The organism is Streptomyces sp. NPDC006207 (genome assembly GCF_040613835.1).
In the GTDB taxonomy this organism is placed as follows: Bacteria; Actinomycetota; Actinomycetes; order Streptomycetales; family Streptomycetaceae; genus Actinacidiphila.
The window spans coordinates 1-22,596 of sequence record NZ_JBEXSX010000067.1; the positions used below are offsets into that span (position 1 = coordinate 1).

Annotated in this window: 17 protein-coding genes and 2 pseudogenes; 6 read left to right on the plus strand and 13 right to left on the minus strand. The window is 68.7% G+C overall.

Annotated features, from left to right (window positions below; translation table 11 throughout):
- Positions 1-108 (plus strand): annotated as a pseudogene (locus ABZ312_RS36665) (ABC transporter ATP-binding protein); the annotation flags it as partial.
- Between the two features lie 335 nt (positions 109-443).
- Here ABZ312_RS36665 and ABZ312_RS36670 read toward each other — a convergent pair.
- The 3 genes from ABZ312_RS36670 to ABZ312_RS36680 form a co-directional block, all read right to left on the minus strand.
- Entirely contained in the window at positions 444-1,187 is a 744-nt protein-coding gene (locus ABZ312_RS36670; RefSeq protein WP_500331758.1) for a GNAT family N-acetyltransferase, read from the minus strand.
- Positions 1,188-1,531: 344 nt separating this feature from the next.
- Positions 1,532-2,374, minus strand: a complete 843-nt coding sequence (locus tag ABZ312_RS36675; protein ID WP_500359492.1) for a GNAT family N-acetyltransferase — start codon at positions 2,372-2,374, stop codon at positions 1,532-1,534.
- 112 nt (positions 2,375-2,486) lie between these two features.
- Positions 2,487-3,182: an alpha/beta hydrolase gene (locus tag ABZ312_RS36680; protein WP_500359491.1), complete on the minus strand. Its 696-nt coding sequence runs from the start codon at positions 3,180-3,182 to the stop codon at positions 2,487-2,489.
- A 415-nt stretch (positions 3,183-3,597) separates the two neighbouring features.
- Here ABZ312_RS36680 and ABZ312_RS36685 point away from each other — a divergent pair, with 415 nt between their 5' ends.
- Positions 3,598-4,392 (plus strand): SDR family NAD(P)-dependent oxidoreductase, encoded by a 795-nt coding sequence (locus ABZ312_RS36685; protein WP_500331752.1) that lies wholly within the window; start codon positions 3,598-3,600, stop codon positions 4,390-4,392.
- Positions 4,393-4,896: 504 nt separating this feature from the next.
- Positions 4,897-6,450 carry a hypothetical protein gene (locus tag ABZ312_RS36690; RefSeq protein WP_500439589.1) on the plus strand — a complete coding sequence of 518 codons (1,554 nt, stop codon included), beginning with the start codon at positions 4,897-4,899 and terminating at the stop codon, positions 6,448-6,450.
- 27 nt (positions 6,451-6,477) lie between these two features.
- On the opposite strand, the pseudogene ABZ312_RS36695 reads toward ABZ312_RS36690, so the two are convergent.
- Both ABZ312_RS36695 and ABZ312_RS36700 read right to left on the minus strand, forming a co-directional pair.
- Positions 6,478-6,762 (minus strand): annotated as a pseudogene (locus ABZ312_RS36695) (transposase); the annotation flags it as partial.
- A gap of 238 nt (positions 6,763-7,000) precedes the next feature.
- Complete coding sequence (locus ABZ312_RS36700) at positions 7,001-7,573, minus strand: TetR/AcrR family transcriptional regulator (RefSeq protein ID WP_500331748.1); 573 nt, start codon at positions 7,571-7,573, stop codon at positions 7,001-7,003.
- Positions 7,574-8,844: 1,271 nt separating this feature from the next.
- Between ABZ312_RS36700 and ABZ312_RS36705 the strand changes: the two genes are divergently transcribed.
- Both ABZ312_RS36705 and ABZ312_RS36710 read left to right on the plus strand, forming a co-directional pair.
- Complete coding sequence (locus ABZ312_RS36705) at positions 8,845-9,774, plus strand: PP2C family protein-serine/threonine phosphatase (protein WP_500331746.1); 930 nt, start codon at positions 8,845-8,847, stop codon at positions 9,772-9,774.
- Positions 9,771-11,435: a SpoIIE family protein phosphatase gene (locus ABZ312_RS36710; RefSeq protein WP_500439590.1), complete on the plus strand. Its 1,665-nt coding sequence runs from the start codon at positions 9,771-9,773 to the stop codon at positions 11,433-11,435. The genes ABZ312_RS36705 and ABZ312_RS36710 overlap by 4 nt, the downstream gene beginning before the upstream one ends.
- Before the next feature lie 110 nt (positions 11,436-11,545).
- On the opposite strand, the gene ABZ312_RS36715 is transcribed toward ABZ312_RS36710, so the two are convergent.
- The 5 genes from ABZ312_RS36715 to ABZ312_RS36735 form a co-directional block, all read right to left on the minus strand.
- Entirely contained in the window at positions 11,546-12,952 is a 1,407-nt protein-coding gene (locus ABZ312_RS36715; RefSeq protein WP_500439591.1) for an FAD-binding oxidoreductase, read from the minus strand.
- Between the two features lie 296 nt (positions 12,953-13,248).
- Positions 13,249-13,812 (minus strand): NADPH-dependent FMN reductase, encoded by a 564-nt coding sequence (locus tag ABZ312_RS36720; RefSeq protein ID WP_500439604.1) that lies wholly within the window; start codon positions 13,810-13,812, stop codon positions 13,249-13,251.
- A 684-nt stretch (positions 13,813-14,496) separates the two neighbouring features.
- Positions 14,497-15,060 carry a dihydrofolate reductase family protein gene (locus ABZ312_RS36725; protein WP_500439592.1) on the minus strand — a complete coding sequence of 188 codons (564 nt, stop codon included), beginning with the start codon at positions 15,058-15,060 and terminating at the stop codon, positions 14,497-14,499.
- 190 nt (positions 15,061-15,250) lie between these two features.
- Positions 15,251-16,210 carry a helix-turn-helix domain-containing protein gene (locus tag ABZ312_RS36730; protein ID WP_500439593.1) on the minus strand — a complete coding sequence of 320 codons (960 nt, stop codon included), beginning with the start codon at positions 16,208-16,210 and terminating at the stop codon, positions 15,251-15,253.
- Between the two features lie 674 nt (positions 16,211-16,884).
- A complete protein-coding gene (locus tag ABZ312_RS36735; RefSeq protein WP_500331735.1) occupies positions 16,885-17,640 on the minus strand; it encodes an SDR family NAD(P)-dependent oxidoreductase in 756 nt (251 codons plus the stop codon).
- Positions 17,641-18,357: 717 nt separating this feature from the next.
- On the opposite strand from ABZ312_RS36735, the gene ABZ312_RS36740 reads away from it, so the two are divergent.
- The gene (locus ABZ312_RS36740) at positions 18,358-18,756 is read left to right on the plus strand and encodes a hypothetical protein (RefSeq protein WP_500439594.1); all 399 of its coding nucleotides are present in this window, start codon (positions 18,358-18,360) and stop codon (positions 18,754-18,756) included.
- Between the two features lie 128 nt (positions 18,757-18,884).
- Here ABZ312_RS36740 and ABZ312_RS36745 read toward each other — a convergent pair whose 3' ends face one another.
- The 3 genes from ABZ312_RS36745 to ABZ312_RS36755 form a co-directional block, all read right to left on the minus strand.
- The gene (locus ABZ312_RS36745) at positions 18,885-19,379 is read right to left on the minus strand and encodes a CocE/NonD family hydrolase (RefSeq protein ID WP_500439595.1); all 495 of its coding nucleotides are present in this window, start codon (positions 19,377-19,379) and stop codon (positions 18,885-18,887) included.
- 660 nt (positions 19,380-20,039) lie between these two features.
- Complete coding sequence (locus tag ABZ312_RS36750; protein ID WP_500331729.1) at positions 20,040-21,464, minus strand: flotillin family protein; 1,425 nt, start codon at positions 21,462-21,464, stop codon at positions 20,040-20,042.
- Between the two features lie 60 nt (positions 21,465-21,524).
- Positions 21,525-22,028, minus strand: a complete 504-nt coding sequence (locus ABZ312_RS36755) for an NfeD C-terminal domain-containing protein (RefSeq protein ID WP_500439596.1) — start codon at positions 22,026-22,028, stop codon at positions 21,525-21,527.
- Positions 22,029-22,596: the final 568 nt, after the last annotated feature.

The window sequence follows — 22,596 nt, forward strand, 5'->3', positions numbered from 1 at the left end:
CACAGCGAAGGCGTCACCGCCCTCGTCGCCACCCACGACCCCCAGCTCCTCGCCCTCGCCGACCGCGTCCTGGAACTCCGCGACGGCCACATCACCCCCACCGACTGACCCACGCCTTCCACGGGGCGGGGCGCGACCGACGAGTTGGCCGCCTGGTACTGCGCCGCCGCCCATCGCGGCGAACCGGCCTGGTACATCGCAGCGTTCAGGCACAGGATCACCGTGAGCCGTTGGACGCGGCGCCGCCGTCCGACTCGGGTTCACGGTTGGTCAGCCGCGGACGCTCCCCCAACGAACCGGGCCACCATCTCGGTGCGTTCACCGAAGAACGGTCCGTGCACCGCCGCCTCTTTCACCGCCCGGCTTCAGTCGATGCCCTGCTCGAGCGTCCCGGCCTCGGGGACACGCTCCGGGTCCTCACTCCGTACAGGTGGCAGATCACGCTAGGCGGGGAATGCGAAGAGGCGGTACTGCGATACCTCGACGAAACCGAATCGCCGGTACAGCGGCTCGCCGGCCGGGCTCGCGGCGAGTGCGGCCAGCCCCATACCGCGATCTCGGCCCACACGGAGCGCCGCCGCCGTCAAGGCTGTGCCGATGCCGTGTCGTCGGTGCGTGTCCGCGACATGGACGAGGAAGATCCCGGCCACGTCGTGGGCTGCGATCACCACGGTCGTCCCGACGACACGGTCATGGAGAACCGCCGCCAGGCGGACGATGTCCGCGTCGTCCCGACGCTGCGACTCGATCCGCACGATGTCGGGTTCGAGGCTCGGTGCGACGCCCATGGAAGCGCTGTAGGTGCGTACCAGCTCTGCCAGCTGACCGTGATCGGTCGCTTCTTCGATCCGCAGGCCTGCCGGTGGCTCCATCGGATCGACCGACTGGTCGAGCGGTCTGACCATCACGGGGATTGTCGTGAACTCCTTCGCCCCACGCTCGGCGAGGGCGGACGACGTGCCTGCGGGGCTGTCCGGGCCGACCCACCACCACCAGGGCACTCCCGCGAGCCGGTCCCGCGCGATGGCGGTGGACTGCTCCACCGCATCCAGGGAGCGGACACGGACCACTCCGTTGAACTGTGGCTGAGCCAGCCCACTGCGGAAGTACTCGAGATCACCGTCAGTGCGGTCCGCCATGCCCCATCCGGTCAGGTATTGCCGGAAGTTGGCGGTCACGCAGGCCATGCTCCCGGGGTGCCACAGGTCTTGCGGGACCCTGCCCGGAGATGTGCCCGCCGCAAGCGGTTCGTCAGCTCTGCTTGATACGTCCGTCATGGGTGTTACCTCTGTCCGAAAGCCTCGGACCTGAACGGCCCGAGGGTATCTCGTGGCTTGTCCGCCCGGCTTCACATCAGTGCGTTGCCGACCGCGTGATCCAGCCGTGGGGTCGTTGTCTCGCGCCCGGCGTTGCCGGTAGCCATCGACGGTGCCGGCGGCTGCGCCGAGTGATTCGTGACCGCCAACACCGCTCAGGCTCCGGCAGTGCGGTGCGCAACCTGTCCGGCACAGCCATTCATCGATCTTGCATGTCAGGGCACCACGATTCGGTAGTCCGAGACGGGCCGGTATCCGATGCGCTGGTAGACGCTGTTGCTCGTCGGGTTGGCGAGGTCGGTGAAGAGAAGTACGTGTTCCGCACCGGCGTCGCGTGCTGCTTGGGAAACGGCTGCGGTGACGGCGGAGCCGTAGCCCCGGCCGCGCTGTTCGGGCGGGGTGTAGACGGGGGTGAGGCGAGCCGTGCCGGCCAGTACCGACGTCATGGCGGCCATGGCCACTGGTTCGTCCCCGACCGTCCACAACCGCCAGCCGCCCCGGCTCATCCGCTCGTCGATGAATGCGTCGAGATCCGTTCCGAGCGAGCCGGCTTCCGTGACGAAACGAGTGCACCACTCGCGGAGAAGAGCCAGGTCACCGCTGGTCGCCGTCCGCGGTGCCCCCGGCGGTGCGACGCCAGGGCGCACAAGCCGGCCAAGACGATAGAGGCGAAGATGCGGTCCGCTCTTCGGTGCGGAGCCGGTGGTCGTCCGCCACGCTTCGGAGAAGGCACGGACCGATGAGTCGTCGGCCAGGAGCTGTGCAAACGGCTGGGTTTGGGTGGACAGGAGTCCGGCCAGGTGCGTTGCCGCGGCCTGGGAGAGACGGCTCGCGGTCAGCATGTGCGGTGGCATCCACACGAACGCGGCCGTCGTCGCTGTTTCATCCGCTTCCCGCCACCAGCCCAGCACCGTGGACGGCTGTTTGCCCCCGGACCGTAGCTGCTCGATCGTGTCGAGTCCGGACAGCAGCATGGTGTGCAGGTCGGGGCGTGCGGCGAGGAATGCTCCCGCCTCGGAACGAAACACTTCGGGCTTGTCCGTGATGAACCAGGTCACGAGATCGCACCTCCTGCTTGCCCGGCCTGCGGCAATGCGCGGAGCCGTGGGGAAACGGTTGGGGCCCGCCGGCCGCAGCAGACGCGACTGGCGGGCGGTAAGGGCGGCCGGCTCAGGGCAGGCTGAGTTCGTGCCTGATGAGCTCGGCGAGCGCGGAGGGCTGCGACAGGAAGGGCGAGTGCGAACTGTTCAGCCGCAGAGTCCTGTCGGCGCGCTTCGCGAAGAGTTCCTGGACGAAGGGCGGGATGGCGCCGTCTGCTTCGCAGATGATGTAGGTGCTCGGAATCGTCCGCCAGGCGACCGCGGTCAGCTTCTGGGTGGTGGCGGCGTAGGACTGGTAACCCAGGGCTGCCGCCGCCTTCTCGGCAACGCTCCTGTCAACGTCGCCGTAGAACACGTCGACCGGGTTCGCAACGGTCAGGAAGTCGCCGACGCCCTCCTGCCGGTGGACCTCCCACCAGAGCGCCGGGTCGCCGCCCGCGCTCGACAGCAGGGAGTCCCCGGCGTCGAGCTGGAACGCGGCGAGGTAGACGATGCTCTTGACGTTGGGCGCATCGGCGAGCGCCTGGGTGGCGGGGACGCCGCCGTAGGAGTGCGCGACGACGACCACGGGCCCGCCGATCGCCTCGACCGCGGCCCTGATGGCTGCCGCGTCGGAGTACATGTCGCCCAGTGCCCTGGGATCGTCGCCACACGAGGTGAGGGCCACGGTGCGGACATCGATGCCGGGCAGGGCATCGACGAGGAATTGCAGATGCTCGGGCTTGTGCCACGCTCCGGGCACCAGCAACAGCGACGGCAGGGTCATTCGAACCTCATAGGGCAGGTGATGCGTTGGGCATGATGTGCGGGCCCATCATGTAGGCCCTCACTGCGCAGCGTCCACGTGATAGATGTCACTAATGATCTATAAGTCTGGATCCAGGTCCGAGGTCTGCCCACCACCCGCACACGAGGCCAGGACCGACCCACCGGAAGAACCGGCGGCCCGTCACAAAAGCCCGCGGCGAGGCTGTTGGGCTTCATGCAGGGCCCGCCCGGGCCGGGCTTGAGGGGCGCACTACACGGTCCAGCGTCCGGAGCCCTTTTGCTCGGCGGCGTCGGCAACGCGGGGGGCCCTCACCAACCGGCAGCTACAGACGGCCGGATTCTGGGCACTCCTGCACGCTTTAGATTAAGCTCACCATCTAACATGTGACATCTACTGAAGAAGGAGGACGACCATGTCCACACAGAAGCCCGGGACAGCGCTCGTTACCGGCGCGACCGCAGGTCTGGGTGCCGCCTACGCCGAGGAGCTGGCGGCGCGGGGGCACGACCTGCTCCTCGTCGCTCGTGACCAGGCGCGGTTGGAGTCTTCCGCGGCGAACCTTGCGGAGCGTTTCGGCATCGGGGTTTCGGTGCTGAGCGCCGACCTGGCCACACCGAAGGGCATGCGGAGCGTGGAGGACCGCCTGGCGGCCGACCTCTCGATCGACATGCTGGTGAACAACGCCGGCAGCGCCCTGTTCGGCCCCCTGTCTGCGGCGGACCCGGACCGGTTGGAGTGGCTGATCACGCTCAACCTGACCTCCGCCACCAGGCTTGCGGCTGCCGCCGCGCGGGCGTTCTCCAGCCGGGGCTCGGGCACGATCGTCAATGTGTCGTCCGCCCTCGCCCTCAACATCCTGCCGGTGGGTGCGGCGTACAGCGGGACCAAGGCATATGTGATCGCGTTCAGCCAGGCCCTGGCGCAGGAGTTCGCCGGTTCCGGTGTCCGGGTGCAGGTGGTGGTGCCGGGAGCACTGGAGACGGCGATCTGGGACGGCTCGGGCATCGAACTGGACCAGTTGCCCAAGGAGGCCGTCATGGCACCCCGCGACGCCGCGCGGGCCGCGCTCGCCGGTCTCGACGCCGGCGAGCTGGTCACGATCCCCTCGCTGCCGGAGTACGCCAGGTGGGAGGAGTACGAGAACGCCCGCCGGGAACTCATCCCGGGCCTGTCCCTCACGCGCCCCGCCGGACGCTACGCCGGCTGACACCCGGAGCAAGCACGCTCTTCGCCAGGGCCGGGGGCCAACCGCCCCCGGCCCGCTGCCTCTTCGCCCCCTGCGCCTTGGGGTGGGAGCCGACATGACGGCCGGCTGTTCGCCGTACAGCACCTCGGCGAAGAGTTCCTTCCGCTTCCCGACCCGGCGCGGTGGGACCCGGTCAACGAACTGCCACCACGCCCCCGTGGGGCCCGGTCTCGCCCCTCCGAGCGGGCAGCGTCGTGCGGAGGTCCGTGGGGTCCGGTGGCGGAGCCGGCGCTGTGGATGTCAGTGGTCCCTTGGAGACTGTCGTCCGTGATCCACCCAGATGATGTCGATTGGACGACCGGCCACCTGCCCGGCCAGGTATGTGGGGTCCCGGGCCATCTCGGGAACATGCTCTCACCGGACCCCGCGGTACGGACCAAGGCGTTTGAGGAGTTCTGTGCGGAGGCCCATGACCAAGGAGCCGTCGACCCGTGCACCGCAGCGAGCTTGCCGTTCCTGTTCGACATGGCCGATGACCCGGCCAGCCCCGAGCGGGCAAGGATCGTCGGGCTGCTCCTCAGCATTGGGCACGAAGCTCAGGGCCGTGACCCTGAGGGCAGCTACTTCACGGTGAACGGAGTCGAGTCGACTGCTCACGTCGACATCACTGCCGAGATGGCCGAGCGGGCGGATGCCTTCGTCCGTTACGCGGCGGACCCGGATCCGTTGGTGCGCCGCTCGGCTATCGAAGCCGTCGGTCTCTTCCTCGCCGACGGCGGGCGTGCCGCCCGCATCCTGGTCGAGCGTCTGCCGGCCGAGGACGGGATCGTGGAGCGGTTGCTGGTCGTCCGCACGCTCGCGCGTCTGGCCGTCCGGCTGCCGGAGACGAGGACGACCGTGGCAACCTGGCTGGACGAGCTGATCGACGGCCCCGAACGGCCCCCCACCGACGCCCCTGTCCGGCTCTCAGCCCTCACCCACCGGGCCCTGATCGACTCGGACCGGGACACCGCCGACCTCGCCCCTCGCGCGATCACCCTTCTGCGGGAAAGCACGGTGGCCTCGACCGCCCTGAAGCTGTGCGACGGATGCCGGGACTGCCAAGCGTCGTCGCACGTCCGCGGCCGCGATGTCGCCCCCACGGTGCGCCCCGCTCATCTGGCCGCCGACTGGTTCGATCCCGACCACCTCTGGGAGGAACACTCACCGGTCAGCAGCGTCCTGCGCACCCTGCACACCGCCTTGGGCGACCGGGTCGCGGATCGTACGGCCCTCCTCGTCGCACAGTTGACCAGTCCCGACGCCGCCACCCGATACGACGCCATCGACATGGCGAAGGACCTCCCAGGACCCCTGCCCCGTCTGGTGCTGACATCTCTGCTCGACCTGCTCCCGGACGACTGGGCCGCGGCCCGCATCATCCAAGGCGGATTCAGCAAGAGGTGGGGTGGCCGCCTCAGGATCGCCCCCGAGGACACCGAACTCCTCCTCGACACCCTCTACGACCACATGGCCACCCTGCGCACCGCCTACGGTCCGGACGTCTGGGCAACCGACAACGCCCTCATCCGCAAGGCCTACCAAGAGGCGGTCATGACCCTGGCCGACCATCGCGACCCCCGTGCCATCCCCGATCTGATCCGCTCCCTCGAAACCCGTGTCGACGACTGGCGGGTCCTCTACGGCGTCGGCGGCTACCCACAGGCCGCGGACCGGCTCGTCCCTCTCCTCGCCAACGGCCTGCGATTCATCGATCCCGACCACCCGCACGCGCCCATCCCCGCCGGCCTGTACCTGTCGCGCCTGGCCGAGTTGAAGGACCCCATCGCCATACCCGTGATCACGGACACCCTCAAGTGGGCCGTCCAGCACCAAAGCTGGGCCGTGGTGACCAGCGCCCTCGACGCCCTCGCCACCTTCGGACGCGACGCGCAACCCGCCCACACCCTCATCCGCCCCTTGACCAACGCCCCTGACGACGCGGTGCGCGCCGCGGCCCGAGCCACGCTCGACGCGCTGACCGACCGACAAGCACCCCGCCCCGCCCGGTCGAAGCCCCCGCAGGAACCGCCCTACTGAACCCGCTCGACGCGACTCGCAGTGAACTTGAGGTCGTAGGCGTGGAGTCGTCGGGGTGAGGCCGGTTTCGGTGAGGCCGCCGTCGATGAGGTCGCTGCGGTACTGGATCTTGCGGAGGCCGTGGCGGAGTGCTCGGATGAGGTGGTCGGGGTCGGTGGAAGCGGTGTTGGCCTGGCCGCTGCGTCGCGACAGTGACCAGATGCCCTCGACCGGGTTCAGGTCGGGTGCGCAGGGCGGCAGGTAGTGCGCGGTGAGCCAGTCCTGGCTGTCGATGAAGGCGCGCCTCCAGGCGTCGTTGTGCACGTTCAGGTGTCACCACGTCAGCCGTCCACTGGGCTGCACGCACTGCCGGCCGCGGGGCCGCCAGGCCGGCGGCGACGGAACCACGTCACGGCCGGGAACAGCCGGGGAGGGGGTCATCCACTCGCCACCAGTGGCGATGACGGCCAAGCGCGGGCCCGCCGGGTCAGGGGCGGCGGGACAGGCCACGAGCTCAGGACGCCGTGCCGCGGGGCGTCAAGCGGTTCAGGACACTGGGATGGCGTGCACGTCAGCCGGTGGCCGGCTCGCCACTGTCGGCGGCCCTCGCCACCGCTGCATGTGCCGCCTGCAGGATCTGCTCCGACAAGGGCGTGCCTGCGGTGGCACGGGCAAGAAGTATGCCGCCGACGAGCGTGGCATAGGCGGCCAGGCCGGCGTCACCAGGCGCGATCCACCCCGCGAGCTCCTGGACGCCCCTGGCGTAGGTGTCCCTGTGCTCGGGCTCGCGCGCGATGTCGCCCGCGAAACCAGCTGCGGGGCAACCGGTGCCAGGGTTGTCGCGATGCTCGACAGAGAAGTAGGACTCGAGCAGCGACTGCCACGCCGCCTGATGCCCCCCAGCCTCGTGGTCCAGAGTCACAAGGTCTTGCAGGTTGTCGGCGAACGCCTTGGCGGTCGCCTCGTCGACCAGCGCGGCTTTGGAGGCGAACTGCTTGTAGAAGCCGCCTTGAGTGAGCCCGATCGTCTTCATCACATCCGCGATGCCGACCTTGGCGACACCGTCCTCACGGAACAGCCGAGAAGCCGCGGCCACCGTTCGCTCCCGGTTGGCCTTCGCTTCCGCTTGCGATACGCGACTCATGTACCACCCTCCGTAATACCGACTGGTCATCTGCCCCGCCGCAGGCTGCTACGACGACCAGCGGGCTGACACCCCGACTCTAAGATTATGCCTGCTGTCTATCGCCTGCCACAGTCGCCCGTCGGCCACAATCCCGCCGGACGGCGGCATGCATGTAAGATGGTGACTACCATCTAACATCTGCGTTGCCGCCCTGGGCGACCGAGGTGGGCACCCACCCGCTCAAGCACCCTTGCGTCACGGCAACCGGAAGGCGAGGAAGACGGCGACAAACGCGGAGCCCCGGAGGCCTCCCGCGGCCACTACGGCGAACAGCCCTCACCCGCGGGTCGTTCCGTCATCGTGCCCACGGCGACGGGAACTTCGTCACCGGAGGCACGGAAACGACGTTCTCACCGTAGCCGCCGGGGGGCGGTCTCCCGCGCCATGCGTTCCGGCCCGCACGACACCGAAGGCTGTGGCCCGCAGGTGCCGTCGAGGGTCCTTCCCGTCGCCGTCAGCGGCCGGCCAACCCGAGTCGCATGCGGAACCGCCATGGCCACATCGACCCTCAAGGCCGCGCGACCCAACCCGTCACCCAAACCGCTTCAAACTCCCGACAGTGAAGCGTGAAGGGGTGCCACGTCGCACCTGCTGCGCCGGGCCGGACGAGAGAGAACCAGCTCGCTTGACGCGCCGAACCGCACGTCGCACAGTTGAATCGCATATCGGTAAACCACTTCCATCATACGGAAAAGCAAAGGACGGCGGAACTGTGATCCAGCCAGAGCCGCACGTATACCGAAGGCGTCACAGCACCGGCGCGGCCGGACGATCACCGGTCTAACCGCAGCCCCGCCAAAAAGGACCGTGCGCCGGGGGCGCACCGCCGGCCGACTCATTGGGCCACAACTCACCCCTCCACGCCGCGATGGCACGAAAGCCGCGCCATGTTGATACGACGCAGCCCTTCCTGGAAAATCAGGTCACTCCCCCGACTCGTGATGCACATCTCCCCGCGCGTTCCCGTCACCAAGCGCGCGGCCGACGACGGGACCCGCTCGCTCCCGGCATCCGGCCCCGAAGTCCCCCAGCGGCCGAAAGCCCATGGCCGGGGCACCGGGCCCTTGGGCATGCGCGGCCACGCAGTGCCTCCGCTCCTGCTGATCGCGGCCATCACCTCGGGTGCGTCGTTCGCCCCCCTTGCGGTTCACCTGTCCCCACTGCTCGTGGCGGCCCCCACGTGCACGGGAACCTTCGCACGAACACGCTTCACGGCCGTCGTCGCGCTCATGGCGGCCGCGGCAGTGCTCCTCGTGGACCGCCACGACGGCCTGCTCCACTCACCACTGCTGCCCATTCACATCGGGGCGGTGCTCATAGTCTCCGCGTTCGTCATCGCCTCCCGGGCCCTGCATGACCGCGACTTGCGGGAACTGGCCCAGGTACGTGCCGTCTCCGAAGCAGCGCAACGAGTGCTGCTACGGCCGATCCCCCCGGAGCTGGGCCCCTTCCACGTCGCCTCGATGTACCGCGCCGCAACGGCACACGCGCTGGTGGGCGGTGATCTGTACGCCGCCGCCCGCACCGGCCACACCACACGCGTCCTCATCGGAGACGTCCGCGGAAAAGGCCTTCCGGCCATCGACGACGCCTCCGCCGTCCTGGGCGCATTCCGTGAGGCAGCCCAGCAGCACCGCACACTCCCGGAACTTGCGGCCTCCTTGGAACGCAGCGTCCGCAGGCACCTGGGCGAGCTGACCCGTATCGCCCCCGACAGCAGCGAGCGGTTCATCACCGCGCTGCTGATCGAGCTCCCCGACGACGAAGACGTTGCCAGAGTGGTCAGCTGCGGGCACCCGCCGCCTCTGCTGCGCCAGGGCGACCAGGTCACCTTGCTGCCCGTGACCCGGCCCGCCCCGCCGCTGGGGCTTGCAGCAGACACGCCCAACGCCTTCTGCCTCGACACTGTCGCCTTCGGTCCCGGAGACACCCTGCTTCTCTACACCGACGGCCTGGCCGAGGCCCGCGACTCCGGCGGAGAGTTCTTCCCCGTCCTCGACCGTGCCGATACCTGGACGTGGGACTGCCCCAGCCGCCTCGTACAGCACGTCAGCCTCGATGTGGACCGACACGCGGGCAGGAACCTCCAGGACGACCTGGCCCTTGTCGCTGTGCATCATCCAACGCATCCCGTCCACGCCGGACAGGCGCCACCGTGAACGTCGACAGCCCGAAGACCCGTACGCCGCGCAAAGACCCCGACCCTCGCGCCACAAGCATGCGCACCGTCTCGCAGGCACTGCGCACCACATCAGAAGGGACGGTGACGAGGATGGCCGCGCCCAGACTCCTCCTGCTCCGGCACCCGAGCGCACTGCTCGCCGTCTATCTCGCCGCGACCTGCGCACTGCAACTGGATTCCTCTGCAGTGGGCTTGGTCCGCTGGTCGGACTACTCGGTCCTGGCACCGCTGATGGCGGCAGCCCTGCTACCCCTCAGGCACACCTTGATCGTCGGAGCTTCCACGCTGGCAGCCAGTGTGGCCATCTACGGTTTCGCGATTCCAGGCGTGTCGGAGGGAGGCCGGACGGTTGTCATCTCCGCAGCCCTCCTGTCCCTGGGCATGAGCCTGATCATCTGCCGAGTCCGGCTCCGCGAGAAGGCCGGGTGCGTCTTCACTGTGCGCCCCGGGGGCGGTGTGGAGACGGGCTGCGTCGTCTCCGCACCACGTCAGGTCGCCGGCGATCCATGCGCCTCCCTGCCGGCGGGTGGACTGCCGCCCGGGCACTTGCCGCAACCCGCCGCAGTGGAACTCGCATACTGTCGGGCTGATGACAGAAGGCCACCGCAGGCTCATTGGCTGGACGCGATCCCACTGTCCGGAGCCCGGGTGGCGCTGGTCGCCGGCAGCGTGGCCGAGGACGGAGACCCAGCCCCCACCCTGGTCCCCGAACTTCGCGCCGCGGTACGGACGCTGGCGGACATCGACGTGCAACCGGACGAGGTGCTCACCCATCTCCACGACGTCATACGTCGGTTGCGGCCGGACGAGGGTGCTCGTGACGTCACGGCGAGCTGCCTGTACGCCGTCTACGACCCCGTCACCGCAGAGTGCACCCTCGCTTGCGCCGGGCATCCTGCGCCCTCCGTCATCGCCCCCGATGGTGTGATCACTGCCGTCGACCTTCCTGCTGGAGTACCGCTTGGTCGCACCCGAGCGAAGGTCGGGACCGCCGAAATCCGGCTCCGGAAAGGCAGCGTGCTCCTGCTGCACACGCACTCCGTCGAGCCACCCGACTCCGAGACGAAGACCGATGGGCTCAAGGTGCCCGAACGCATCGTCGAGCCGGAGTCCTCGCTCACAGACACCTGTCGTACTGCTTTGGAGGCCCTTGTGGCAGCGGGAGCGCCACGCCAGTTGCGCGTGCTCGCCGCCCGTACCCGCACGCTCGACGGCACCACCGTGGCAACCTGGAACCTCCCGGCCGACCCGGCGGCCGTCTCTGCCGCACGAAAACATGTCACGGCCAAAATGAGGACATGGGGCTTGGACGGTGCCACCCCCACCACTGTCCTCATCGCCAGCGAGCTGGTCACCAACGCCATCCGCCATGCCCAGCCACCGGTACGTCTCCGGCTGATCCGCTGCGCCACAGGCCTGACCTGCGAGGTCACCGACGGCAGCACCACATCCCCGCACCTTCGACGCGCCCGCACCTTCGACGAAAGCGGCCGGGGACTGTTCATCGTTGCCCAGCTCACCCAGCGCTGGGGAACCCGCCATCACCCGCAAGGCAAGACCATCTGGGCCGAGCATTCCTACCAGGCTGACGAACCCGTAGGGGAGGAAGAGCAGGCCCTGCAGGCCGGGCTCGCGTGATGACCCCCACCCACGCAGCACCCTCGTCGGGCCCGCCGGGACCTCGGGGACCGGACAGACGGGTCCGGCCCCTGGCCCCGACACCGTTCCGGTCCTGAGGGGCGACCTCGTCAGCCGGGCACGATGTTGTGGTTGACCCGGAACATGTTGGCCGGGTCGTATGCCTTCTTCGCAGCCGTCAGACGCCGGTAGCGCTCCGCCCCGTAGACCTCGCTCAACCGCTCGGGGTCGGTGGCCTCTTCGACGGAGAGGAAGTTGACCATCCTGCGCATGTCCGCCCAGGGCTCCATCGCGTTCATCACCTCTTCGAGTTTGCCGCTCAGGAACTCGGCCCGGTCCGGGGCGCCCACGCCGAATCCGAAAAGGACGAAGGGAAGCCCTCGGCTGGAGACGGCGTTGGGTACCGCGGGCTCACGGTCGAGCGCACCGCCGAGCATGCGGATCTCCACGCTCACCAGCGGGGAGTCCGACCCGGGGCCGAGCAGTTCGACCAGCTTGTCGGCCGCTTCGGCGGGGAACGCGCGCAACATCGTCGTGCGGTCGTAGTAGGGCATCGGCGCCGGCGGGTCCATGTGGATGGCGCCCATGGCGGTGTAGGGCATCTCCCCCACCGTGTCGATGAGCGCCGGGGCGGCCGCGCGCAGGGGTGCGACCAACCGCTCGCCCTCGGACACCGGACCGAGGTGGGCGATGCGTACGTGCACCACGAACGCCCCCCGGAGGGGTTCCGGCAACTCGGGAAGCGGAGGGAGTCGTTGCACGGCCACTGAGGAGGACATCTCCTCCGGCATGTCCGACTGCCAGGTGCGCCAGCTGTGCAGCACATCGGCGAGTCGTTCGCCGGGGAAGTAGATGCCGCCGCCGTAGAAATGGGTCAGCGGGAACAGGTCGAACTCCAAGGCGGTCACGACGCCGAAATTGCCCTTGCCTCCGAGCAGGGACCAGAAGAGTTCGGGATCACTGTGCGCCGTGACATGCCGCAACTCGCCGTCGGCGGTCACCACCTCCAGCGAGCGGACGTGGTCCGCCGCGTATCCCCGGCTCCGGCCGAAGACCGGACTGAGTCCACCCCCGAGGGTGTAGCCGGCCACGCCCACCAGCGGAGCCGAGCCGCTCATCGGGGCCAGGCCGACGGCGGCGGCCTGGTCGATGACCTCCTGCCAGATCACTCCGGCCTCGACCCGTGCGCTTCGCCGGCCGGCGTCGACGGCGATGCCCTTCATGCGCCGGGTACTGATCAGAACCCCGCCCCGGGCAGGGTGGACCTGTTGGTGCCCCGTGGTCTTCACCGTCACAGGCCGGCCCTCGCGGGCAGCGAAGCGGATCGCCGCCTGTACGTCGGCCGCGTTGGCGGCACCGACCACGAGCGCGGGCTCCAGGGGGACGTTCAGGTTGTAGATCTGGCACTCGGCGTCGTAACCCTCGTCGCCGGGCAGCAGAACCGGACCGCTCACCAGCGATGCGAGTTCGGCCGCCTCCGCGGACGAGACCCGCGCGAACGGAGCGTCAAAAGTCATGGGATCCCTTGTGAAATGGTGCCGCAAGGTGAGCGGGCAACTGCCCGCGGGGTCATCCCGCGCGTGCGGACCGGAGCTGCACGGGGGCGAGGAAGGGACCATGTTCCTGGCGGCGGACAACACTTTTACATTATATATAGCATCTAAGTTGCTTGATGCAGGCACCGAGGACCCGGCCCTCCGCACCTGGCCCGACCGGCCCGTCGGCCGGGCCCCGTCTCGCCGGGTGTGCGCGCGACGCCCGTCCACCACTTCAGCAGGGCGGACCGGAGACGGGGCACTCGGACAGCGGCTGATCAGGCGTCGGCGCGCAGCGGCTGCAGGGCCTTCGACCAGCTGACGACCTGGTCGAGCATGGCCTCCACGGTCGGCTGGTGGTGCGGGCCCGGCTTGAAGACGCTGTAGTTCTCGAAGTCGGCCAGGAGGGACAGCGCGACCTGCGCACGCACCGTGGCGATCTGCAGCTCACTCGCGATGAGGCGGAGGTGCTCCACCGCGCGGGTGCCACCGCCGGAGCCGTAGCCCACAAAGCCCGCGGCCTTGTTGTTCCACTCCGCGTACAGGTAGTCGAGCGCGTTCTTCAGGGCGCCCGTGATGGAGTGGTTGTACTCGGGGGTGATGAACACGAAGCCGTCGAACTCGGCGATCCTCGACGCCCACGCCTTGGTGTGGTCGTTCTGGTACTGCCCGAACGACGGGGGCAGCGCCTCGTCGAGGAGCGGCAGCGGATGGTCCGCCAGGTCCACGAGCTCGAACTCCGCATCGGAACGCTGCTTGGCGATACCGAGAACCCAGTCCGCCACGGCGGCTCCGTTGCGCCCCGGGCGGGTACTTCCGAGAATGATCGCGATCTTGGTCATGTCGTGCCTTTCGTCGGTACGGCGCACGTCAGGCACGGAAGTTGTGCCCGGCACCGGGATGTGACGCGCGTCGCAAGCCCCGGCGCGGTTCCGGTGTGGAGTCCACCGAGAGGTGACCGGGAGCCGGGTGAACCTGCTCCCCACCGAGGAAAGCGCACGCGATGTGACCCTCACGGGGCATCCCCCTCGTCGCGTAGCTCGCAGGCTCGGCGCCAACGACGTCGTCGGCGGGGACAGTAGGGCGAAGCAAACGAGAAGGGCAACCGGGATGAAATGCCCGATGTATCCAGCGATGGGCGCAAGTTGCGGGCCGGCGCACTGCGAGAGTCAGGCGCTGGTGAGCCGCCCGCCGGTCGCCTTCATCCGCCGTATTCGCCCTCCGACGGGGGTACGTGGTGTCAGCAGCACGTCATACGGCTGGGGCGCCGGCACTCAGGCGGCCGACTCCTCGAGGCCAGGCCTCGGACCCGAATCCTTGCAGGACAAGGCAAGCCGGCAGACGGATCCGTGCACAACAAGGCAAGACGATGACCAGTGTGCCGCTTACCTTGGCAACACCGAAGAACGTGCGCTCTGGTCACCCGACGGCAATTCCGAAACGCTTTGTCTTCGCGCACGAGATGGCAGGCGGGTGGCCGGGACGCGCTGGGTCGTCATCGACGCCCCACCGCTCGACCGGCGCGTTCAGCGCCTCGTCTCGTACCTGGTCAGGACCACGCCGCCGGGAAACGTCCGTGTCTCCACCAGGTTCAGGTTCGCCCAGCTGTCCAGCGCGGTGAAGAACGGTGTGCCGCTGCCCACCAGGACCGGATGCGTGACGATCGCGTACTCGTCGATCAGCCCGGCCCGCATCGCCGCCCCCGCGAGCGCTGCGCCACCGACCCTCATCGGCCCACCGTCCTCGGTCTTGAGCCGAGTGATCTCCGCGACCGCGTCGCCGGTGACCAGGTGAGTGTTCCAGTCGACCTTGTCGACCGTCGAGGAGAGCACCACCTTCGGCGTGTCCCGCCAGTTCCGCGCGAACTCGATCTGCGCTGGGGTTGCGCCCGGCTGCTGGTCGCCGGTCGGCCAGTAGCCGCTCATGGTCTCCCACAGCCTGCGCCCGTACAGCAACAGGCTGATCGCCCGCTCCTGGTCGAGCCACCACTGGAACAGCTCGTCGCTCGGCGCGCTCCAACTGAGGTCGTCGCCGGGCGCGGCGACATAGCCGTCCAGGGACAGGTTCATGCCGTAGAGCAGTCTCCGCATGGCGCCAGCCTTCCGTCAGTCGGTCTCGGAAGTCTAGACGCGCCTTGACCCCGAATCCTGGACACGGGTCATGCGGCCTGTGTGAGCGTAGTTGGTGCCTTGCACACCCCGATGTAGGCCGTGGGCCCCGGCGACGGTCAGGGCGATCCGGGCTTCAAGCGGGGCCGTGCTGTTGCCGGGGGAAGTCCGTTCAGTCTGCCGCTTGTCCCGATCGCCACTCGCGGGGGCTCATGCCGTACGCCGCTTTGAATACGCGACTGAAATGGGGTGCGCTGGCGAACCCCCACCGGTGAGCGATCGCCTCGACCGTCATGAATCGATGCACGGGCGATGCCAGTTCCCTCTTGCACTCTTCGAGGCGCTGGGTCCTTATCCAGTCGCCCAGTACGATTCCCGCCCGGGACAGGGTCAGGTAGAGCTGACGTACGGAAACGTGATGCTCGGCGGCGATACGTGCGGCAGTCAGGTCGGATTCCGCCAGATGGAGACGGACGTATTCCTTGACGCGCTGAAGAAGTGTGTTGTGCAGGGGCCCTCTGGCCAGGTCGTCACGGTCGAGGCTCGTAGTGGCCACCGCCCTGATCAGGTCGACGCAGGGCTGCGCGAGCAAGGCGGCCTCAGCCTCGCCGACAGCGACCTGGTCACGGGCCAACCGAGCGAAGAACGCTGCTGCGGCACCTACGAGCGGGCGCTCCGAGCCGATTCGCGCACCTGCGACCTGACCGAGCAGGGACGATCGGAGCCCCAGGATGTGCGTGGGAACGCGAACGACGACCGCACGCACGGTGCCGCCGAAGAATATCTCATAGGGCTTCGCATTCTCGATCACCGTGAGCTCGCCCGCCCGGATCACTCCCTGCTTGCCTCCCTGCTCCAAGCGGGTGACCCCCGTTTGCTGTAGAACGACGAAGACATGCGGCACCATGTCCTCTTTCACAGAAATGGTTGCCCGCCGGAGGCCGGCCACGTTCCAGTCGATTCCCGAGACTTCCACCGCACCGACCGTGTTGATGTTCGCAACTGCCCTCAGGCGCATCGGGTCCGAAGGAAGGTCCACCTCTATTCTGCCGTTCACCGACCGCGAGAGTTCACGGATGGCATCCACGCGATCACCGGGAGCCAGCGAATTCACGTCAAACCGGATTGCCATGCGAGCTCTCTCCCAAACCGACCGCGGACAGGCGTTGCCAGGTAGGTCTCCCACGGTACAGCGGCCAGTGGCCTACGCCGCGATGTGCGTCATATTGTGCACGATTGAATTCGCGTGGCCTTGCTGTATGCCTGCGGACAGGGAGGACCGGATGGGCCCCAGCGATGAGTGCCGCGGATCGGCGGTCAGAAGGGAGGTTGCCAGTCACCCCCAATGCGTCTTGTAGCCGGGCGGGGCCAAAATTGCGCTTGCCCTGGAGAGGGCCATTGGCGGCCCACCCATTCACACTCCGGGATCGCGCCTTCCCAGTCGTCGGTGCACCGCTCGGCCCAGGTCCGGCCCACCATGACCGGCCGGGTCACCGTGCCCCGGGCACGTCCTGTACCCGCACCACCAGACCGAGCCCGTTGACTCCCGGGTTCCCCCGCGGACCGTAGGACAGATCCAGAACCCGGCACCGGTCGGCGTGCAGGAGGAACCGTTCCACATCGGCGGGGGCGCAGGCGGTCAACTCCCGGCCCCAGAGCGTCACCTGGAGCCCGCGGACCGCGTCGACCGACGCAGAACAACCGGCCGTCGACCGCGACGGACGGATTCGCCAGTGGCGGGGCTCCGGTCCCGTCGACTGTGGTCCTGGCACCGGAGCCCCTCGCGTCATGGGTACTGCTCCCGAATCAGATGCTGTACCCGCCGTCGACGGTCAACCGTGCGCCCGTGATGTAGGCGGCGTTCTCACTGGCGAGGAAGACGGCCGCCTTGGCGATGTCCTCGGTGGTGCCCATGCGCCCCAGGGGTGTCATGGCCACCTGCGGGGCGGCGTTCGGCCCGTCCGCGGGGTTCATGTCCGTGTCGGTCGCTCCGGGCTGTATGACGTTGACGGTGATGCCGCGCGGGCCGAAGTCGCGCGCCCACCCGCGGCCGAGCTGGTCGATCGCTGCCTTGCTTGCCGCGTATTCGGCGACGCCAGGGACAGGAACGCGGTGGGCGACGATACTTCCCACCAGGATGACGCGCCCGCCGTCGGGCAGATAGCGCGATGCGGAATGCGTGGTGACGACGGTGCCCATCACATTGGTGGCCATCATCTGCTGGACCCCTTCGAGGAGGTCCAGGTCCAACTGGTCGACGGTGCCCATGACGGCTACTCCGGCAGAGTTCACCAGCACGTCGATCTGGCCGCCCAGGAACTCCGCAGCCTGTTCGACAGCGGTCGACGCCTCGTGAGGAACGGACTGGTCCGCCTGCACGGCAAGCGCCTTCGCCCCAAGAGCGGCCAGCTCGGCGACGACCTCTTCCGCCTGCTCGCGCGACTTCCGGTAGGTGATGACGACGTTCGCACCCTCGCGCGCCAGTTCACGAGCGATCCCCGCACCGATTCCTCGCGACCCTCCGGTCACGAGCGCAGTCCGTCCTGTCAGAGCCTTGGGCATGGCGATGTCTCCTTGCGCCGTTCAGTTGGCTTTCAGCTACTGAACCGACGCTAAAGGTTGACATTAGTGTGAACGTCAAGCCGAGGCGCCGTGACGCCCGCCACTCGTGCTTGCGCCCATGAGGTGCGCATCCGCACTGATGGCAGCGCTGTCGCGCGACGCGACTGCTCGAGCCTGACCGCGCGGACGGGGCCGTTCAGTGGTCTCGGTTCGACGCTGCGCCTGCCGGCGATCACCGGGACATTCGGATTCGACACTGCCCCAGATTTCAAGTTGTCCAATTCTTTGATCCTCGCCGCTCGGGCCGTAATTGTTGCACGGGGATGCCCCGTCGAGAGAATCCGAAGCGGGGCATCTTTTCCAAATTCGGCTCGATTGAATGAATTAATTTTATCCTGCCCCGCAACGATTTCTCGACGTTGAGAGCTCGTTCCGGATTCACTCCAAGGTGTATCAACATGGAGCCCGGGAAATCGCGCACAGCGGGACGACATGGGGCCTGAGCTCGGGAAACGCCAAGGTTGCGGCCTCCCGAGCGCCGTCGCCCATTTCTCGGTGATGCCCTGTTTGGCCGACCTTCACCGCGACGCGTGAATGACTTCCGGGTGGGCATCGGCTAGCTTCGGTTTCGCATCGGAAAATTCCTATCTCCAAGGGAGGAATGCAGTGAAAGGTCTTGCTCGAGCCGCGGCTACGGTGGCATTGGCGGTATCGGCTATGGGGGTTCCCCTGGCCGGTACGGCGCTGGCCACTTCCGCGACCTGTTCGGGGAATAGCTGGGACAACGGCTACGGTGGCCGGGGCCACGACCGCGGAGACCACGGCCGTGGAGGCTACGGCCACGGAGGGTACGACCGCGGGAACTACGACCGCGGGAACTACGGCCGCGGAGGGTACGGCCGTGGAAACTACGGCCGCGGAGGGTACGGCCATGGAGGCTACGACCGCGGAGGGTACGGCGGTTGGGGCGAGGACTTCGGCTCCTTCAGGTTCACCAACAAGTCGCTCAAGTCGGCGCACGTGAAGGCCCGTAACGAATCGCTGTCGGCCAACGTCGCCTCCCCGGCGGCAGTCGCGCAGTCCGAGGCGGTCCAGGCCATCAACATCCGTCAGTAGCGCCCGAAGCCGACCGTCGCCCTGGACAAACCTGCCATGTCAGGGCCCGGTCACATTCGAAGGGGGCGACGGGCGAAGGCCTGACCGCGACCGTTCCTGGCGGGTCGGTCGCGGTCAGGCTCGCCTCGTCATGGCCGGCCATGCTGTGCGTTGATGCACCCGGCCAACGGTATCGGTGAGCCGGACCGGTCGGCGTGCGTCCAGGGGCCCACGACCAGGGCGGCCGGGTGCCCCGTGGCCCGTGCCGCGAGGTGGTTGTCGAGACTGCCCTGCAGGAACGCGTCGTACCACCCGGTCGCGGTGAACGTAGGGACGTCCACGGGGATGACCCCCGCAGCATGGGCCCGCCCGGCCGGCCGGGGACGGGGAGCCGGCGCAGGACGGGCGGGTGCCAGTCGGCGGCCCCGGATGTGTCCGGGGCGGCGAGCGCGGCACCCGCTTCGGCCGCGGCCGGCCCGCGCGTACCCCCTTCGCGCCTGCGGAGCACCTCGGCCCCGGACCCGGGCGTCCACTGCGTGAGCAGGCCGGTCTTGCGGACACCGCCCAGAGCGACCGGACGACGGCACACGCGTCATCCTGCTGTCCCCGGACCGCGTTGCGCGCCGCGTGATGGGCCGCAACATGACGGACGACACGCGTCGGCCGGCTGCCGCCCGCACAGGCCACGCCCAGGCCAGCGCCCTGGCCCCTTCGGTGGCGGACGTCTGGCAGGGGTGACGCGGGACAAGGGCGCACGCTGCCCAACTTCTTTGGCCGCCTGAGTTGCGTCAGATCCCCTACCGGCGCGCCTTGTTGTCACACATCGGCGGGCTGTCCGGTCTCAGTAGGCGCAGGCCGCATGACAGGGCAGCCTGCGCCAGCACGGGTTGATCAACGTGCTGTGCGGTGGCCATCGGCCCGGCGTGAAACGGGCCCGGCGCACCCGAAGCGCCCGTCCCAGCGGTGGAGGCGGGCGCTTTGCGCGAAGCGACGGCCGGCCAAACGGCCTTCGGGGCGCCGACGCCGGTGCGCCCAACAAGGCACGGATCCCTGCACGTGTTGCCCTCACCTGACCCTTCCAGCATGTCGAGACCTGCCGAAGGGAAGGCGCCCGAGACGCCTGCACACGGCCAGGTCCCCCGTGAACATCGTGGGGGACCTGGCATCGCGCGGAAGGTTTTCCGGAAGGCAGCTGTGCTGTGGCCGTGTGGCCACCGCCAAGCCCTCACCAGGGTCGAGCTCTGCGGCACGGCCGAGCCGTGGCGGCGCCGGCCTCCGGATCCCCAGCCTCCCGGCGTCCTACGTCAGCCGGTGATCTCCACCCGACCATTGGGCGCCTCAGGGTGTACAGGCTCCGCGGATCCGCGCTTGGTGATGCCCTTGAGCAGTTCGGCGAGGTCGACTCCCGTGGTGGAGCTGAGCAGTTCCATGCCCTGCGCCACGTTGTCCGCGACCGTACGGGACAGCTGGCTGGCGCCGTCGGTCGAGATCACGGTCATCTTGTCCACCGCAGACAGCGGCTCGGACGCCTTGGCGACGACCTGAGGCAGCACCTCGACCAGCATCTGCAGCACCGCCGCCTCGCCGTACTGGGCGAACGCGTCGGCCTTCTTCCGCATGGCCTCCGCCTCGGCCGACCCCTTCGCCGCGATGGCCGCGGCCTGCGCCTCGCCCTCGATCCGTACGGCATCGGCGAGTGCGGCGCGGTGTGCCTTCTCGCCCTCACCGGTCAGCCGGGAACGCTGGGCGTCCGCCTCCGCCTCCTTGACCAGGGCGATGCGGCGGGCCTCGGCCTCCTGCTCGGCCTGGTACCGCGCGGCGTCGGCGGGCTTGCGGACCTTGGTGTCCAGTTCACGGTCGGTCAGTGCGGCCTGCCGGGCGGCGACCTTCTCCTGCTCGGCGAGGACTTCCTGACTGCGGGCGGCCTCGGCGAGCGGGCCCGCGGCAGCGGCGCGGGCAGCGGCCTCGTCCGTCTCGGCCTTGATCTCGGCCTGCTTGAGCGCGAACGTCCGCTGCGCGATCGCGATCTCCTCCTCGGCCTTGAGCCGGGCCTGCTCCGACGCCTGCCGCGCCACCGCCTCGGCGATGTCCGCCTCCTGCTTGGCGCGGGCGGCCTCCGGGCGACCCAGGTCCTCCAGGTAGGAGCCCTCGGTGGTGATGTCCTGGATCTGGAAGGCGTCCAGCACCAGGCCCTGCCCGGACAGACTGGCCTCCGCCTCCTCCGCCACCTGACCGGCGAACGCCGCACGGTCGCGGATGATGTCCTCCACGGACATCCGCCCGACGATCGAGCGAAGAGCGCCGGACAGGACTTCCTGGGTGAAGCCCACGATGCCGTCCTGCTGCATCAAGAAGCGCTGGGCCGCCGCCCGGATGGAGTCCTCGGTGCCGCCGACCTTGACGATCGCGACACCCTCCAGGTGGGCCTTCACCCCTCGCAGCGTGACCGCGCCGCGCACGGCGACGGGGATGTGCCGGCTGGACAGGTCCAGGGTGAACTTCTGCTGGACGAAGGGCACGACGAACACGCCACCGCCGACCACGACCTTCTGACCGCTGTTGTCGGTGAAGATCCGGCCGGTCTCCGGGTCGGTGGACTTCTTGCCCCGCCGGCCGGTGACGATGAACGCCTCGCTGGGACCCGCGACCTTGTAGCGGGTGATGACGACGAGGGCGAGCAGTACGACGAGTACGACGATGCCCACCACAGCGGTGAGTACAGGGCTCATGCCGGAATCCCTTGATCAGAACAGCAATGACAAAGACGAGGTGCCGAACGCCTCGGGCGTTCAGTGATCGACGGGACGCACCGCGACCGACGTGGTGGACAGGGCCTCCTCGACCCACACCCTGGTGCCCCGCGGCAGCGCGACCGTGCTCCTGGCGGCGAGCTTCACCGGTTGGCCGGCCAGGTACGTCAGCACCTCGCCGTAGCCGTCCGCCGGAATCGCGGTGACCACCGTGCCCGAGCCGCCGATGAGGTCGTCGCCACGCGGCGCCGACGAAGTCCCCCCGCGCATCAAGGCCTGGCTGAACCTCCACGTCAGCCATCCCGCCACGCCGCCGGCAGCCACCCCCGCCCCGGCGGCGAACACCGTGCCGAGCCCGGTGGTGCCCACGACGATCGCGCCGGTGAAGCCGAGCATCGACACGAATCCCGCGATCACGGGCAGGGACAGCAAGCCGTCCAGGCCGCCGAGCCCGTCAAAGAGCCCATCCAGCACGCCGTCGAAGACGAGCGCCAGCGCCAGCACCACCAGACCGGCGATGCCGAGACCGAGAAACCACCCCATCCTGCCCCCACCCCCCCCCAGCACGCCGATCGCCCGAAGGCATCGCGATGGTGTCATGAAGCACAGCGCCGTGACATTGCCGGATCCCGGCAATCTTTACGCGTTCTTTACGCCCCGCTGACGGCGCAGTTACTGCCAGCGGGTGCGGTGCTCAGCGGTGCCGTAGGCGCGGACCACGCTCGCGACGGCGTCGGTGACCGCTCTGCCATGGAACGGAAGTTCATCCGCCGGGCGTTCGGCGACGGCATGACGGTACGGCCGCCGGCCGGACTTTTCCGGCGGCGCACCCGCGGCACCCCCGGTTGGTCGGTCAAAACACAGCGATATTTAATTTCCCGGCATCTTCTCCTTACCGGAAGCCGGGACATGTCGGGAATGCCGATCCAGAAATGTGTTCTTGCGCCACCGGATCAGCCTCGGATAACTTGTCGTCCCATCAACAGGCGGAGGCACAGCCGGAGATGAGCCTCCGGCCTTCCGGAATGCCGGGCACTTCGTCGCGCAGAGCGTCAGCCTCGGGCAGGGGATTCTCAAACCGAACCCTTGCCCCCTTTCGTGTCGAGGAGTT